The organism is Niveispirillum fermenti, from assembly GCF_052474395.1.
The window spans coordinates 488,127-503,817 of the sequence record NZ_CP156681.1 but is presented as its reverse complement, the minus strand read 5'-3'; the positions used below and the strand labels follow the sequence as shown (position 1 = coordinate 503,817).

General features: G+C 68.6%; 12 protein-coding genes. 7 read left to right on the top strand and 5 right to left on the bottom strand.

Going from position 1 to position 15,691, the window contains the following annotated elements:
• Positions 1-62: 62 nt before the first annotated feature.
• From ABC728_RS13785 to ABC728_RS13775, 3 genes are all read left to right on the top strand, one after another.
• Complete coding sequence (locus ABC728_RS13785) at positions 63-932, top strand: 50S ribosomal protein L11 methyltransferase (RefSeq protein ID WP_416618916.1); 870 nt, start codon at positions 63-65, stop codon at positions 930-932.
• A gap of 107 nt (positions 933-1,039) precedes the next feature.
• Positions 1,040-3,067, top strand: a complete 2,028-nt coding sequence (locus ABC728_RS13780; protein WP_416618915.1) for an aminopeptidase P family protein — start codon at positions 1,040-1,042, stop codon at positions 3,065-3,067.
• Positions 3,068-3,375: 308 nt separating this feature from the next.
• Complete coding sequence (locus tag ABC728_RS13775) at positions 3,376-5,472, top strand: TonB-dependent receptor plug domain-containing protein (RefSeq protein WP_416618914.1); 2,097 nt, start codon at positions 3,376-3,378, stop codon at positions 5,470-5,472.
• A 99-nt stretch (positions 5,473-5,571) separates the two neighbouring features.
• Here ABC728_RS13775 and ABC728_RS13770 read toward each other — a convergent pair whose 3' ends face one another.
• Positions 5,572-6,102 carry a hypothetical protein gene (locus ABC728_RS13770; RefSeq protein WP_416618913.1) on the bottom strand — a complete coding sequence of 177 codons (531 nt, stop codon included), beginning with the start codon at positions 6,100-6,102 and terminating at the stop codon, positions 5,572-5,574.
• Positions 6,103-6,252: 150 nt separating this feature from the next.
• On the opposite strand from ABC728_RS13770, the gene murI reads away from it, so the two are divergent.
• Positions 6,253-7,089, top strand: coding sequence for a glutamate racemase (gene murI, locus ABC728_RS13765; RefSeq protein WP_416618912.1), 837 nt, complete (start codon positions 6,253-6,255; stop codon positions 7,087-7,089).
• A gap of 78 nt (positions 7,090-7,167) precedes the next feature.
• On the opposite strand, the gene ABC728_RS13760 is transcribed toward murI, so the two are convergent.
• From ABC728_RS13760 to ABC728_RS13750, 3 genes are all read right to left on the bottom strand, one after another.
• On the bottom strand, positions 7,168-10,311 hold the full coding sequence (locus ABC728_RS13760; protein ID WP_416618911.1) for an efflux RND transporter permease subunit: 3,144 nt from the start codon (positions 10,309-10,311) through the stop codon (positions 7,168-7,170).
• A gap of 136 nt (positions 10,312-10,447) precedes the next feature.
• Entirely contained in the window at positions 10,448-11,548 is a 1,101-nt protein-coding gene (locus tag ABC728_RS13755; protein WP_416618910.1) for an efflux RND transporter periplasmic adaptor subunit, read from the bottom strand.
• Between the two features lie 424 nt (positions 11,549-11,972).
• Positions 11,973-12,338, bottom strand: coding sequence for a hypothetical protein (locus ABC728_RS13750; protein ID WP_416618909.1), 366 nt, complete (start codon positions 12,336-12,338; stop codon positions 11,973-11,975).
• A gap of 241 nt (positions 12,339-12,579) precedes the next feature.
• On the opposite strand from ABC728_RS13750, the gene ABC728_RS13745 reads away from it, so the two are divergent.
• Positions 12,580-13,386: a CAP domain-containing protein gene (locus tag ABC728_RS13745; protein WP_416618908.1), complete on the top strand. Its 807-nt coding sequence runs from the start codon at positions 12,580-12,582 to the stop codon at positions 13,384-13,386.
• Positions 13,387-13,429: 43 nt separating this feature from the next.
• On the opposite strand, the gene ABC728_RS13740 is transcribed toward ABC728_RS13745, so the two are convergent.
• Positions 13,430-13,624, bottom strand: a complete 195-nt coding sequence (locus ABC728_RS13740) for a zinc-finger domain-containing protein (RefSeq protein ID WP_416618907.1) — start codon at positions 13,622-13,624, stop codon at positions 13,430-13,432.
• Positions 13,625-13,824: 200 nt separating this feature from the next.
• Here ABC728_RS13740 and ABC728_RS13735 point away from each other — a divergent pair, with 200 nt between their 5' ends.
• Together ABC728_RS13735 and ABC728_RS13730 are read left to right on the top strand one after the other, a co-directional pair.
• Entirely contained in the window at positions 13,825-14,808 is a 984-nt protein-coding gene (locus tag ABC728_RS13735) for an ABC transporter ATP-binding protein (protein ID WP_416618906.1), read from the top strand.
• A gap of 9 nt (positions 14,809-14,817) precedes the next feature.
• Complete coding sequence (locus tag ABC728_RS13730) at positions 14,818-15,666, top strand: ChbG/HpnK family deacetylase (protein ID WP_416618905.1); 849 nt, start codon at positions 14,818-14,820, stop codon at positions 15,664-15,666.
• Positions 15,667-15,691 lie beyond the last annotated feature (25 nt).

The window sequence follows — 15,691 nt, the reverse complement described above, 5'->3', positions numbered from 1 at the left end:
GCGGCTAGAAATGGCCGCGCCCGATGCGGGGGCGGACAGTTCGGAAGAGGCGGAGAGTTTTCATGCAGCCGATGTGGCGTGTTGCGTTCGAGGTGCCGGAGGCGCTGGTTCCCGTCTTTGCCGACATGGTGGAACCCCATGTCGATGCCGTGTCCACCTTCGAATTGCAGGAAGGCGGCCAGTGGCTGGTCGAATGCACGTCCTATAACGAGCCGGACAAGGCGCGCATCGGGTTGAAACTGGCCGTGCTGGCCGCGGCCCACGGCATCGCGGAACCGGACCTGACGGTGGAGCCGCTGGCCGCCATCGATTGGGTGACCAGGACCTATCTCAGCTTCCCGCCCATCACGGCCGGCCGCTTCTTCATCCATGGCAGCCACCATCAGAAGCCCGTGCCCAAGGGCAAGCTGGGCCTGCAGATCGAGGCGGCGATGGCCTTCGGATCGGGCGAGCATGCGACCACGCAGGGCTGCCTGCGCGCCATTTCCGAATTGTCGGCCCGCGGCGGGTTCGCCAACGCGCTGGACATGGGCTGCGGCTCCGGCATCCTGGCCTTCGCCCTGGCCAAGCTGGCGCGCGTGCCCGTGATCGGCGTCGATATCGACGAGGTGTCGATCGAGATCGCGCGGGAGAATGCCCGGCTGAACCGCGTGGCGGACCTGGTGAAGCTCTATGCCGCCAACGGCTATGCGGCCGAAGCCGTGCGCCGGCACGGCAAATTCGATCTGATCGTGGCCAACATCCTGGCCCGCCCGCTGGCCCGCATGTCGCCCGATCTGCGCCGCTATCTGGTGCCCGGCGGCACGGCCATCCTGTCGGGCCTGCTGCACCATCAGGAACCGCTGGTCATCAACGCCCACCGCGCCCAGGGCCTGCGCCTGGTCAAGCGCTTCCGCCTGGGCGACTGGTCGACGCTGGTGCTGAAGGGCTGACCGGCGGGGCGGGCGGCGCCCGCTGTCGGCCCCACCCGCCCCTTGCACCCCGGCGCCCGGCGCTCTAGCGTGGCGGCATCAAAAAGCCGCTCGCGGGAGCCAAGAAAGTGTCTGTCAGCACCCCTACCACCATTTACCAGGGCGACGCCGCCCTTGCCGATCTGCTGCGTGGCGACGGGATCGACCGGTCCGTGGCCGCCATCCGGGACCTGATCGCCGGCGTGAATGCCGCCCCGGATGGCGAGGCGCCCGATGCCTGGCTGGAGCTTGTGTCCGGCCGGCGGTCGGACGCGACGACGCAGCAGTTGCTGGCCCTCCGCGCCACCATGGCCCGCCCGGCCGATCCGGCCCATGGCGACCATGGCGCCCGGCTGGCGGCCTTGCGTGCCGAACTGAAACGCCGCGGGCTGGACGGGTTCGTGGTGCCGCGCGCCGATGAATATCAGGGTGAATATGTGCCCCTGCGCGGGTCGCGGCTGGCCTGGATCAGCGGCTTCACGGCCTCGGCCGGGGCCGTGGTGGTGACGCTGGACAAGGCGGCCGTCTTCGCCGATGGCCGTTACACGATCCAGGTGCGCCAGGAAGTGTCGGCCAGCCTGTTCAGCTATCATCACCTGATCGAGGAGTTCCACGGCGACTGGGCGGCGGCGAACCTGCCTTCCGGGTCCCGCCTGGGCTTCGATCCGTGGCTGCATACCGGTGCCTGGGCCGACCGGATGCGATCCTGCCTGACGCCGGCCGGCATCGAACTGGTGGCGACCGACGGCAATCCGCTGGATGCCGTCTGGGCCGACCAGCCGCCGGCCCCGCTGGGCGTGGTGAATGCCCATCCCCTGTCGGCCGCCGGGCGGTCCGCCGCCGACAAGCGGGCCGACATCGCCACGGCGCTGGCCGGGTTGAAGGCCGACGCCGCCGTGCTGACCCAGCCGGACAGCATCGCCTGGCTGCTGAATGTGCGCGGGGCCGATGTGCCCTGCACGCCGCTGCCCTTGTCCTTTGCCACCATCCGGGCCGATGGCGTGGTGGACTGGTTCGTGGACCGGCGCAAGCTGGCGCCGGGGCTGGAGGCGCATCTGGGCAACCAGGTCGCCATCCGCGCGCCCGACGAGCTGGGCAGCGCGCTGGATGCGCTGGGCGCGGCCGGTGCCAAGGTGCGGCTGGACGGGGCCAATGCGGCGCTGTGGGTGGTGGACCGGCTGTCGGGCGCCGGGGCCAGGGTGGATGGCGGCGGCGACCCCTGCACCCTGCCCAAGGCCGTGAAGAACCAGACGGAGATCGAGGGCGCCCGGGCCGCCCATCGCCGCGACGGGGCCGCCCTGGTCCGTTTCCTGCGCTGGTTCGACGCCGAGGCGCCGAAGGGCCATCTGGACGAACTGACCGTGGTGGACAGGCTGCACAAGGCCCGCCAGGGAGCCGCCGATTTCCGCGGCCCCAGCTTCGATACGATCAGCGGGGCCGGCCCCAATGGCGCCATCGTGCATTACCGCGCGACCCGGGCCACCAACCGCCGGATCGAGAAGGACAGCGTCTTCCTGCTGGACAGCGGCGGGCAGTATCTGGACGGCACCACCGACATCACCCGCACCCTGGCCGTCGGCGATGTCGGACCACAGGCGCGCCGGCACTTCACCCTGGTGCTGAAGGGCCATATCGCACTGAACCGCGCCCGCTTCCCCGCCGGCACGGCCGGCAGCCAGCTCGACAGTCTGGCGCGCCAGTTCCTGTGGCAGCACGGGCTGGATTACGACCATGGCACGGGCCATGGCATCGGTAGCTACCTGTCGGTGCATGAGGGGCCGCAGCGCATCGGCAAGCAGTTGAACGGCGTCACCCTGCTGCCCGGCATGATCCTGTCCAACGAGCCCGGCTATTACCTGGCCGGTGCCTATGGCATTCGGGTGGAAAACCTGGAACTGGTGGTGCCCGCCGCCATTCCGGGGGCCGACCGGCCCATGCTGGGCTTCGAGACGCTGACCCTGTGCCCCATCGATCACCGCATGGTCGATCGCGACATGCTGACGGGGGACGAGCGCGACTGGCTCAACACCTACCATGCCCGCGTCCGGACCGAACTGTCCCCGCTGGTCGAAGGTCCCGATCTCGACTGGCTGCATCAGGCAACGGCGGCGATTTGAGCCCCTTGTGCCGATGAAGGCCGGGTTACCGGCCCTCATCGGCATCCGCGGGCCCGTCCCTCCCTCCTTTTTCCGGGGCGGATGCCTGCCAAGGGACAGGTGCCGCCGGATGCACCGGCGGCCTATCCCTGGAACAGGGCAGCCGGCCGGCGCGGTTCCCCGCGCCCCTGCCGTGCCTGCATCCGTGCCTGCATCTGATCGGATTCTCCCGGTGCTTTGCGGTATTCAAACGGTGCATCAAGATGTTATGGCTGGTTCAGCCCTGTAAATTATATCCTATAGGGCAGAATTTGGAGGAATAGTGCCCCATGCGCCTGCACCGCGATGCCCCCCGCCCGTTCCTGTGGACCGTTGCCGCCCTGGCCCTGTTGCCCCTGGGGCCGGCCGGTCCGGTCCGGGCGCAGGACACGCAGGTGGCAGAGATCGTCGTGACGGGCCGGCGCGTCGGTGTGCCGGCCTTTGAACGGGTCTATGGTCCCACCATCATCGACGCGGCCACCCTGGCCACCGCCCCGCAACGGCGGCTGGATGAGGCGTTGCGGGCCGTACCGGGTTTCAGCCTGTTCCGCCGTTCCGGTTCCCGCACGGCCAACCCCACGGCGCAGGGCGTGTCGCTGCGCGGCATCGGCCCCAATGGTGCCGGCCGCACGCTGCTGCTGGTGGACGGGGTGCCGGTCAATGATCCGTTCGGCGGCTGGGTTTACTGGTCCCGGCTGCCCACCGGGTCGGTGGAAACCGTCACGATCACGCGCGGCGGCGGTGCCGGCCCCTGGGGCAACAGCGCCCTGGCCGGCACGATCCGTATTGAAACACGCCAGCGCGACGGTCTGGACATGGAACTGGCGGGGGGTGGCGATGGCACATGGCTGGGCCGGGCCACGGCCGGCGGGTCGGCCGGCGGCTGGCATGTGGGTCTGTCGGGAAGCGCGTTTCGCACCGATGGGGTGATGCTGGTCGAAAGATCCCGCCGTGGTCCCATCGACATCCCCGCCGATGCCGACGCCTATGCCGTGAACGGGGTCGTCGCCACCCGGATTGGCGGCATCGCCGCCACGGCCAAGCTTTCCGGCTTCAAGGAAAGCCGGGGGAATGGCACGCCCTACACCAACAATGCCACCGAAGCGCTGGAAGGCAGTCTGCGTCTGGCCGGTGATGGCGGGGCGGTCACCTGGGAGGCGCTGGCCTATTGGCGTGACTGGTCCTTTGCCAGCACCTTTTCCGGGGTCAACGCCGGGCGCACGGGCGAAACGCCATCGTTGGACCAGCATGACGTGCCGGCCACGGCCACGGGCGGCATCCTCCAGCTTTCCTTCCGGCCCGCCGCGGGGCACGAGACCGATATCGGCGCCGACCTGCGCCTGACCGACGGGCGAACCCGCGAGCATTTCACCTTTTCCGCTGGCCGGTACACGCGGGAGCGCGCGGCGGGCGGGGAACAGCAGGTGGCCGGCCTGTTCATCGAACATGCCTGGACCGGTGTGCCCGGTCTGACCCTGTCGGCCGGGGGCCGTCTGGATGGCTGGCGCAACAATGACGGCCACCGGACCGAACGCGACAATGCCACGGGGGCGATCCTGCGCGACGACCGGTTCGCGAAACGGGACGGCACCGTTGCCAATGGCCGGGCCGGCGCCGACTGGCAGGCCAGCGACCTGCTGGGCCTGCGCGCTGCCCTCTATACCGGTTTCCGCCTGCCCACCTTGAACGAGCTTTATCGGCCATTCCGGGTCGGCAATGACATAACCGAGGCGAATGCCGGATTGGAACCGGAACGGATGCGCGGTGTGGAAGCCGGGATCCGGTTGACGCCGGGCGGGGGCCTTACCGCCAGTGCTACCCTGTTCCATGTCCGGCTGCGGAATGCGGTGGACAATGTCGTCATCCAGACAACGCCGGGCAACAATGCCGAACTGGGCGTTTTCGTGCCGGCCGGCGGCAGCCTGGCCCAGCGCCGGGGGCTGGATCGCGTGGTAGTGCGGGGGCTGGAACTGGACCTGGGCTGGCAGGTGACGGACAGTTTGCGTCTCGGCGCCGCCTATCTGCATAGTGACAGCGAGATCACGGATGCGGGGGCCATGGCGGGGCTGGAGGGCAACCGGCTGGGCCAGTCACCCCGCCATGCCGGCACCCTGGACCTGACCTGGAACCCGGTTCCCGCCCTGACCCTGCGCGCCCAGGTCCGCAGTGCCGCCCGGCAATTCGAGGACAGCCGCAACCAGGGCACGCTGGACGGCTATACGGTGGGCGACCTCTACGCCGCCTGGCATGTCGATCAGAGCCTGGAATTCTACGCCACGGCGGAGAATGTGGCGGGAGCGCGCGTGGAGACAGGCCGGCGGGGCGATGGGCTGACCAATATCGGGCCGGAGCGTCAATGGCTCATGGGCCTGCGCGTGCGGCTGTAGGCCGTCCGCGCCGACCCCACGCAACCCATCATCCTGCCCCGGCGCGGATCAGGGCTTGGCGTCCGGTGCGCAGATCAGGGCTTGGCCCTGGGGCACGGATCAGGGCTTCGCCCTGGCGCGATAGATGCGGAGCTGCTCGTTGAACCGATCGGCGAAGATCTGCATGGCTGCGACGGTCAGGTCATATTGCTGGACCAGGGCCAGATATTCCTCGACCGTAACCTGATTCTGCGCGCTTTTCACCAGCCGGTCCAGGCAGGTGTTGAAGGCCTCCGACTCGGTGACATAGGTCTTCACGGCCACCTGGGCCTTGCGCATATCCTCTTCCGTCGCCTTGGTGCCATCGGGCAGGGCGCCCGGCGTGCGCGGACGGGTGCAGCCCGGCGCTTCGGCCTGGGCTGCCGCAGCGGCCTGCCCCTGCTGGCGTACCAGATCGCCCATGGTGGGCAGGTTGCCCGCCGGCGGCAGCGGGGATGCCGGCACGGGCGCCGCCTGCTGCTGCTGCGCCTGCCGCGCGATTTCGCCCATGGTGGGGCCGGCGGCGGGGCGGGCATCCTGTGCCAGGGCCAGGCCTGGCAGGACGGCAAGGGCCAGGGAGAGGGCGAACAGCGGACGGATCAGCGCGGGCATGGACGGAAGCACTCACCAGGGCAGGGGATTGAACGGTACGGAGGCGGAGTTACGCACAGCGCAGGGCCGCTGGCAAGTCGCTGAAATGCCGTTCCATCGCCGCAAACCCGTGCTAAACAGCGCGCAGATGGCTGGGAATGGGTTTTCCTGATGATCGGCGTGTTCGATTCGGGTCATGGCGGATTGACGGTGCTGCGCGCCCTGCACCGGTCCCTGCCATCGCATGATTTCCTCTATCTGGGCGATCATGCCGACGCCCCCTATGGCGACCGGCCGCCGGAAGAGATTTACCGGCTGACCCTGGCCGGTGTGTCACGCCTGTTCGAGCGGGGGGCCGGCCTGGTCATCCTGGCCTGCAATACGGCATCCGCCGTGGCGCTGCGCCGGTTGCAGCAGACCTGGCTGGAAACGGCCTGGCCCGGCCGGCGCGTGCTGGGCGTGCTGGTTCCCATGGTGGAGGCGGTGACGGGTGTGCCCTGGATGGCCGATGTGGCGGCCAGCCGGCAGGCGGGCGAACCGCGCACGGTCGGCATCTTCGCCACCAGCCGGACGGTGGATAGCGGTGCCTATCCGCGGGAGATCGCGGCCCGCGCGCCGGAAGTGCGCGTGGTGCAGCAGGCATGCCCCGCCCTTGTCCCCCTGATCGAAGCCGATGCCCCGCGCCAGCGCGTGGCGGAAGCCGTGCGCCTGTATGCCGACGGCCTGATGACCCGGCTGGCCAGTGCGCCGCCGCAGGCGGTCATGCTGGGCTGCACCCATTATCCGCTGGTGGCGGACCTGTTCACGGACGCCCTGCCGGTGGGGGTGGAGGTGCTGTCCCAGCCCGACCTGACGGCAAAAAGCCTGTCGGCCTATCTGGAACGGCACCCGGAATTCGACCGGCCCGGCCAGGGGGATGTCAGTTTCCTGACCACGGGCGATCCGTCCCGCATCACTGCGCTGGCCACCCGCTTCTTCGGAAAGCCGGCGCGGTTCGACCGGACATGAATGTCGGGCTGGCCACCGGCCTCACGAAGGGGCGTGCCCGGCCATTGATGAGCTGACAAGCGGCGACGGACGCTGCCATCACTCCGCCGGCACCTGCGACGGGTCCTTGTAGCGGCGCTCCTCCTCCTCCAACTGGCGGCGGACGATGCCGATGGGCTTCACGCCGCTGGCGAACAGGCTGTACAGCACGGGCGTGACGAACAGGGACAGCAATGTCCCGACGGTCACGCCGCCCACGATCACCCAGCCGATGGCCATGCGGCTTTCGGCACCGGCACCCGTGGCCAGCGCCAGCGGCATGGCGCCGAAGACTGTGGCGATGGAGGTCATCAGAATGGGGCGCAGGCGCAGGCGCGCCGCCTCCTCCACCGCGGCCATCAGTTCCAGCCCCTCCTCGCGGAGCTGGTTGGCGAACTCCACGATCATGATGGCGTTCTTGGCCAGCAGGCCGATCAGCATGATCAGGCCGATCTGCGTATAGGTGTTCAGTGACATGCCCGTCACCATGATGGCCAGCACGCCGCCCAGCCCCGCCGGCAGCACCGACGCCAGGATCATCAGCGGCAGGCGGAAATTCTCGAACTGGGCCGACAGCACCAGGAAGGCGACCAGCATGGCCATGCCGAAGGCGAACCAGATGGCGCTGCTGGCTTCCAGTTGCAGGCGGGCCGCACCCTCGAAATTGATCCGGGCCTCCGGCGGCAGCACCTCGGCCGCGGCTTGGCGCACCTCGGCGATGGCATCGCTCATCACCGTGCCCGCCGTCAGGTTGCCCGTGATGGTGATCGACCGCAGCCGGTTATAGCGGTTCAGTTCCGTCGGGCCGGCCACGTCGCGGATCTGGATCAGGTTGGCCAGCGGCACCAGCTGCCCCGTGCCGCCGGCCGTGGTGCCCCGCACGAAGATGTTGGTCAGGTCGCGGGGGTTGGACCGGTTCTCCGCCTCCGCCCGGACCACGACATCATATTCCTCGCCCCGGTCCAGATAGCGCGTGACCACCTTTTCGGCCAGCATGCTTTCCAGCGTGCCGCCGATGACCGTGACGGACACGCCCAGGTCGGCGGCCCGGTCGCGGTCGACGGTGACATAAAGCTGCGGCTTCGTCTCGTCGTAATCGGCCGTGAAGCCGGTCAGGCCGGGATATTGTTCCAGCCGTTCGATCAGCGCGTCGCGCCAGTCGGCCAGTTCCTCGAACGTGTTGCCGCCGATCACGACCTGGATCTGGTTGGCCGAGGCCCCGCCGCCGCCCAGGCCGGACGGCAGCACGGGCACGATGCGCGATCCGGGGATGGCCGACAATTGCGGGCGCAATTCGTTCACCATCTGCGGCAGGCTGCGGTCCGTCACGCGGTTGTTCCAGGGCGGGGTACGGATGATCATCATGGCGCGGTTGACGCCGGCATTGCCGCCCCAGCCGGGATTGACGATGGTCAGCACGCTGTCCAGTTCGCCCGACTTCAGATAGGGGGCCAGCAATCCTTCGACCTTCGCCACCTCTTCCATCGTGTATTCCATGCTGGCCCCTTCCGGTCCCGTCAGGGAGATGCGGGCCGTGCCGCGATCTTCCACGGGGGCCAGTTCGCTGGGCAGCGTGGCACCGATCAGCGCCGTCAGCACGATCGTCCCGCCCATGACCAGCAGCACCAGCAACCGCGCCGACAGGGCCATGCGCAGGATGCGGGTGTAGAAGTTGGTCAGGCCGACAAGCACCGCTTCGGACAGACGGTAGAGGCGTCCCGGCGAATGGTGGGGACGCAGCAGCTTGGATGACAGCATGGGAGAAAGGCTGAGGGCCACGATGCAGGAAAAGCCGATGGCGGCCATCAGCGCCACGGCGAATTCCCGGAACAGGCGCCCCTGGTCGCCCGGCAGCATGGAGAGCGGTGCGATGACGGCCAGCAGCACGGCCGTCGTCGCCAGCACCGCAAAGCCGATCTGCCGTGCCCCGCGATAGGCGGCCAGCAGGGGGGGCTCCCCCTCTTCGATACGGCGGGATATGTTCTCCACCACGATGATCGCGTCATCCACCACCAGCCCCACGGCCAGCACAAAGGCCAGCAATGTCAGGACGTTGATGGAGAAGCCCAGCGCCGCCATGATGCCGAACGCTGCCACCAGCGACACGGGGATGGCCACCACGGGAATGATGGTGGCACGGAAGGTGCGCAGGAACGCCCAGACCACCAGCACCACCAGGCCCACGGCCACGGCGATGGCGTGGAACACCTCATAGATGGACTGGCTGACATAGGCGGCGTCGTCCTGGCGGATTTCCAGCGTCATGCCGGGCGGCAGGTTGTTGTTGAACTCCGCCAGCATGGCGCGCACGCCTTCCGACACTTCCACGGTGTTGGCCGTCGACTGGCGCACGATGCCCATGCCGACCGCGGTGCCGCCATTGATGCGGAAATCGCCGCGGTCGTCGCGGGCGGCCACCTCCACCCGCGCCACGTCGCCCAGCCGGATCCAGTTCGCCCCGTCCTGACGGACCAGGATGGCGCCGAACTGCTCGGGGCGGTTCAGGCGGGTGTCGGTGCGCACCGTGAACTCGCGCTGGCTGCTTTCGATACGGCCGGCGGGCAGTTCGGTATTCTCCCGCCGGATGGCGGCCTCGATATCCTGCACCGTCACCTGGCGGGCGGCCATGGCGTTGCGGTCCAGCCAGATGCGCATGGCGAAATCGCGCCGGCCCGTCAGGCGCACCGACGCCACACCCGGCACGGTGGCCAGCGCGTCCAGATAATAGCGGCGGGCATAGTCGGTCAGCTCAAGCTGGTTCATCCGGTCCGATGCCAGCGACAGCCACATGATGGGGCTGCTGTCGGCATCGACCTTGCTGATCTCGGGCAATTCCGCCTCTTCGGGCAGATTGTCGGAAAGCCGGCCCACGCGGTCGCGCACATCATTGCTGGCGGCGTCGATGTCGCGGTCGATCTCGAACTCCACCGATACCGACGAACTGCCCTCGCGTGAGCGGGAGCGGATGGTCTTCACGCCCTCGATGCCATTGATGACGCCCTCGATGCGCTCGGTGATCTCATTGTCGATCACCTCCGCGCTGGCGCCGGGATATGAGGTGGAGATGGAGACGATGGGATAATCGATCTTCGGCAGTTCGCGGACCGGCAGCCGCTCGTACCCCAGCACGCCGAAAACCACCAGCATGGCGCTGATCACGAAGGCCAGCACAGGGCGCTGGATGGAGATGTCGGAAATCACCATGGCCGGTTTCCCACCAGAGTAGCATGCAGCCAGAAGCGCATGCACCATTCATCAATGGCCGGTGCCGCCCATGGGACGACCCGGCCCTCATCGCCGGTCGGGCGGGGCGTGCGATGCGCACCCCCGCCCGCACAAATCAAAGGGTCGGCCGCGCGGCCGACTGGGCGGCCGCCGCCGCATCGCCGACCACTTCCACCTGGACCGCCTGGCCGTCCCGGACCTTCTGGATGCCGCGGGTCACCACGACCTCGCCGCCGGTCAGGCCGGCCGTGATCTCCACAAAGCCGCGCGACCGCGCGCCGATCGTCACCTGCCGGCGCTCGACCCGGTTGTTCGCCACCAGGAACACGAACTGCCGGTCGCCCACGGGAACCAGTGCTTCTTCGGGTGCCAGCACGACGTCGCTGCGGGTTTCAAGGGTCAGGCGCGCCGTCATGAACATGCCGGGCCGCAGGCGGCCATCGGCATTGTCGATTTCCGCTACCGCGGCGATGGTGCGGGTGACGCTGTCGACGCGCGTATCGATGGCGGCGACATGACCGCGCGCCGGCTGGTCGGGATAGACGCTGGTGATGGCCGTGATCTCCATCCCCTGGCGCAGGTCGCGCAGCGCCAGTTCAGGCACGGTGAATTCCAGCTTCAGGGTGCGCGTGTCGTCCAGCGTCGTCACCACGTCGGCCGGACGGACCAGGGCGCCGGGGCTGACCTGACGCAGGCCCGTGTAGCCCGTGAAGGGGGCCCGGATGGTCAGGTCCTGAAGGCGGGCCTGCGTGGCGCGCACGACCGCGTCGGCGCTCTGCAATTGCTGGCTCAACTCGTCGACGCGGGCCTGGGACACGTTCTGGCGGACAAGCAGGGCACGGGCGCGTTCCAGCAACTGCGCGGCGTTGCGCCGGTCGGCCTCCGCGCCGGCCAGATTGGCCCGTACCTCCCGGTCATCCAGTTCCACCAGCACATGGCCCGCCTGAACCAATTGCCCCTCGGAGAAGTTGATCGACCGGACAAGGCCGGCCGTCTTGGCGGTGATGGTCACAGCCTCCGCCGCACGCAGCGATCCGACGGCGTCGAAGACGACCGGAATGTCGCCCCGGCCCACCGTCTTGCCGATGACGGAAACGGGGCGTGCTGCCTGCTGGGTGGCGGCGGTGCCATTGTCGCTCCTGCCCGTCGCATACCAGACGCCGCCGGCGATGGCGACGATGGCGACGGCGGTGGCGATCTGAAGGGGCAGGCGCATGATCCATCCGCATGTTATGGCGGCCGGCATCCGGGGACATGCCGACCCTGTTTGTTGCTTCCTGGATCCTTCCTGTGCCGCCGCACGCGGAAAGATACCATCCGTTAAATGTCGCTGGCCACCATCCGGTCAAGCCCGGACGCCCCGAAGCCGGAACAGTGCCGGCCAGCGTGCCTTTCAGGAACTAGACGCCCGACGCCCAAGCTCCAACCCCCCAATTGTTACGCGATGGTAACTGGTTGCGATAGGGGACAAACTTTTACATTTCAGGGAAAAGACATGCATGTGGCACACGCAGATGGCGTTTCGCACCTGCAAAAGGGCGACGCTGCCGGATTGTTGTGTGCGGGGAAGGGAACCCGGAGAAGGGAATCCGGATGGGGGCAGGACTGGGTAGGGGAGGGGCCGCCGGGGGGCACCGGGATCAGGCGGCGGAGGAACGGGCCCGCCGGCTGTTCAGTTCCTGCAGAAAGGCGCGATCGACGGCCGGATAGCGCGACGGCATCTCCCGTTCGATCCGGTCCATCAGGTCGACGGCGGCGACAGCACCATTGGCTTCCTCGTACAACAGGAACCAGGCGGCATAGGTGCGGCCCTGGAAGCGCAGATCCTGCCCCTCCGGCATGTCGGGCAGCACCCAATACCCGAAACGCCCATCAACGCGCTCCCCGACGAAGGGCAGTCGCGTCACCGGCAAACGCAGGCCGGAAGGGTGGTGGAGATCGGCGGGATGGTGGCTGGTCGGCATGATATCGGCAGACAGAAGGGTTGGCGCGACGAGCGGCGGCACGCTATGCTGTTAACCTGTTGTTCACAATAAGTCGGTGTAAAACAACCTTAGGCTACTATATCGGGTGTGATTCGGGATGCAACCCGCTTCAAGAATAGGTCAAGGCGCCCTGCTTGTCATACATCCAGATGGTTATGTCCGAACGGCATGCATCGCCCGCCGGACCGTGCTGCTGGGGGGGCTGGGACTGCTGCTCCCGGCCGGGGCGGCGGGTGCGTCGGCATCGCGAGCCTACGATTCCGTGCGCGACCCTTTGGCGGACAATGCCATACCATTGGATGGATTCGCCGACTATGCTGCGGCCCATCAGGTGTTCCGGCGGGCCGCGCAGGCCCAGGGGGCATGGCGGCGCGACGACATGCCGCTGCCCCGCATGGAGCGGGCCTGTCTGGAGGGGGCGTCGGCGCTGCGGCTGGGGGAGGGGGCGGCGCCCCTGGCGTCCGACATGGACCTGGCCTGGATCGCCCGCCATTACGCCGCGCAACTGGCCGCCGGCGCGCCTTTCGCCCATGCCGACGCGGGCGGGCGGCACGCCATGGACCGGATCGGCCTGCTGCACCGCACGCTGGTGGGCGTGAACGGAGAGAATCTCTATGGCAGCAACCTGTTCGACGCGGCGCAGCCGGAAAGGGCCGGCCGGCTGGCGCTGGACAATCTGATGCAGTCACCGGGGCACCGGGAAAACCTGCTGGACGCCCGATGGACCCATGCCGGCTTCGGTGCGGCCCTGGGGGTCGAGGGGGTGGTGCTGGTACAGCTTTTTGCCGAAAGGGCGGCGCTGCTGGCGGCTCCGATGCCCGTCACGCTGGTATCGGGCCGCCCCCTGCCGCCGGATTGCCTGCGCGCGGCCAGCGGCGGTTTCGATGGCATCGCCCTGGTGCCGACGGGACGGGAGCCCATGGCAGCCGACTTCATGCCACCCCAGGGGGTGGTGGCGCCGGCCGCCGGCCTGCATCGCTGCTTTTTCGCCCGCGCCTATGAGCGCACGGCACAGACCGCCCGCTACATCATCCACCCGGGCCCGATGCTGTCGGTCGCATCGGGTTGAACCGAAAGGGGTTGAACCGAAAGCCGGGGGGCAGGCGAGGAGATCAGTGGCCGTGGCCGCCGCCGGCCGCCTTTCCGGCCGCCGTCTGTACATAGTGGCGGCCGCAATAGGGGCAGTCGATCTCCCCCCGCGGGGCCAGCGTCAGATAGACCAGCGGATGACCCAGCGCCCCGCCGCCGCCATCGCAGCCGACGGTGTCTTCGTCGATATAGATGGTCTCGGCCGGCTGCATGGTCATCTGTTCCTTGGGAATGGTCTTGAAGGGAATCCGGGGAAAATCCGGGTTCGGCGGGTGCGGCGCATCATACTCCGGCCGCCGGTTTGCGCAAGGCCGGCGGCCGCCCCTGCCGTTCGGCAAATTGACCGGCGGTTGTTGCGGGTGTAGGCCAGGGGGTATGCAGCGACGCCCGTCGCCCCACCGTCCGGAACATGGTCACAATGCCCGACAGCCTGAGCCGGTCCGCCGGCACCGCCACCGACAGCGCACCGGCCGCCGCCATCGCCGTCACCGACCTGCGCAAAACCTATGCCGGCACTGCCAAGGCCCCGCCGAAGGAGGCGTTGAAGGGTATCACCCTGTCGATCCCGCGGGGGTCGATCTATGGCCTGCTGGGGCCCAACGGCGCCGGCAAGAGCACCTTCATCAACATCCTGGCCGGATTGGTGAACAAGACCAGCGGCAAGGCCAGCATCTGGGGTATCGATATCGATGAGCATGCCCGCTCGGCCCGCGCCGCCATCGGCATCGTGCCGCAGGAACTGAACCTGGATCCGTTCTTCACCCCGCGGGAGATCCTGGACCTGCAGGCCGGCCTTTATGGTGTGCCCAAGGCAGAGCGGCAGACCGACGCCCTGCTGGAGGCCGTGGGCCTGAAGGACAAGGCCAACGCCTATGCCCGCACCCTGTCCGGTGGCATGCGCCGCCGCCTGATGGTGGCCAAGGCCATGGTGCATGCCCCGCCCGTCCTGGTGCTGGACGAGCCGACGGCCGGCGTGGATGTGGAATTGCGGCAGAGCCTGTGGGCCCATGTGCGCGAACTGAACCGGGCCGGCACCACCATCGTGCTGACCACCCATTACCTGGAAGAGGCGCAGGAGCTTTGCGACACCATCGCCATCGTCAACCACGGCCAGGTGGTGGCGTGCGAGTCGACGGAGAACCTGCTGGGCCGGCTGGACAGCAAGGAGATGGTGGTCACGCTGGATGCCGACCTGGCCACCGTGCCCCCCGCGTTCGCCGCCTTCGACGCGAAGCTGGAGACCCCGCGCCGGCTGGTCGTCCATTACAAGCCCAGCGAGACCCGCGTCGCCGACCTGCTGGGGGCCATGGCCGCGGCGGGACTGGCCGTGAAGGACCTGTCCATGGTGGAAAGCGACCTGGAGGACGTGTTCCTGCAGCTTACCCGCGCGCCTGCGGCATAAGCGGCGGTCATGGCCCCGTCGGTCCTGGTCATCGCCGACGATTACGCCCTGTCGGCTGGGGTGACGGCGGCCATCCTGGACCTGGGCCGGCGTCGGCGGCTGTCGGGCACGGGGGCCATGGTGCCCAGCCCGCGCTGGCGGCACGACGCGGCCGGTCTGCGGGACATGCCGGACGGGTTCCAGACCGGCCTGCATCTCACCCTGACGGGGTCGCTGATGCCGCTGGGGCCGATGCCGGTCCTGTGCCCGGACGGGCGCTTTCCGGCGCTGGGCCGCTGGCTGCTGCTGTCGCATGCCGGCAGACTGCACGCGCCGGCGATGCAGGCCGAACTGGCGGCGGAGATCGACCGGCAGCTGGACGGTTTCGAGGCCGCGATGGGCCGTCCGCCGCATTTCGTCGACGGGCATCAACATGTGCATCTTCTGCCCGGCATTCGCCCCCTGGTCCTGGCGGCGGTGGCCCGGCGCTATCCGGCCGGCGGCGTCTGGGTCCGCGATTGTCATGAGGGGGCGGGGCGCATCGTCGCGCGTGGGGTGGCAGCGGGCAAGGCGCTGTTCATTGCCGCCCTGGCGCGGGGCATGGCGGAGGATGCGCGCACCGCGGGCCTGACCGTCAATCGCGGCTTTTCCGGCATCCATGGTTTCCGGGGGGATTTCCCACGCCTGCTGCCACGCTTTCTGGCGCGTATGGGCGATGGCGGATTGCTGATGGTGCATCCCGCCCTGCCCGACGATGAACTGGCCACGCTCGACCCCGTGGTCGGCGCGCGGCAGGTGGAAATGGCCTGCCTGACAGGCCCGCAATGGCCTGCCGCGCTGCAGCGGGCCGGGCTGGACCTGCGGTTCGGCCCGCCCTAACTTTTGGTTAGGTTGCAATGCGCGA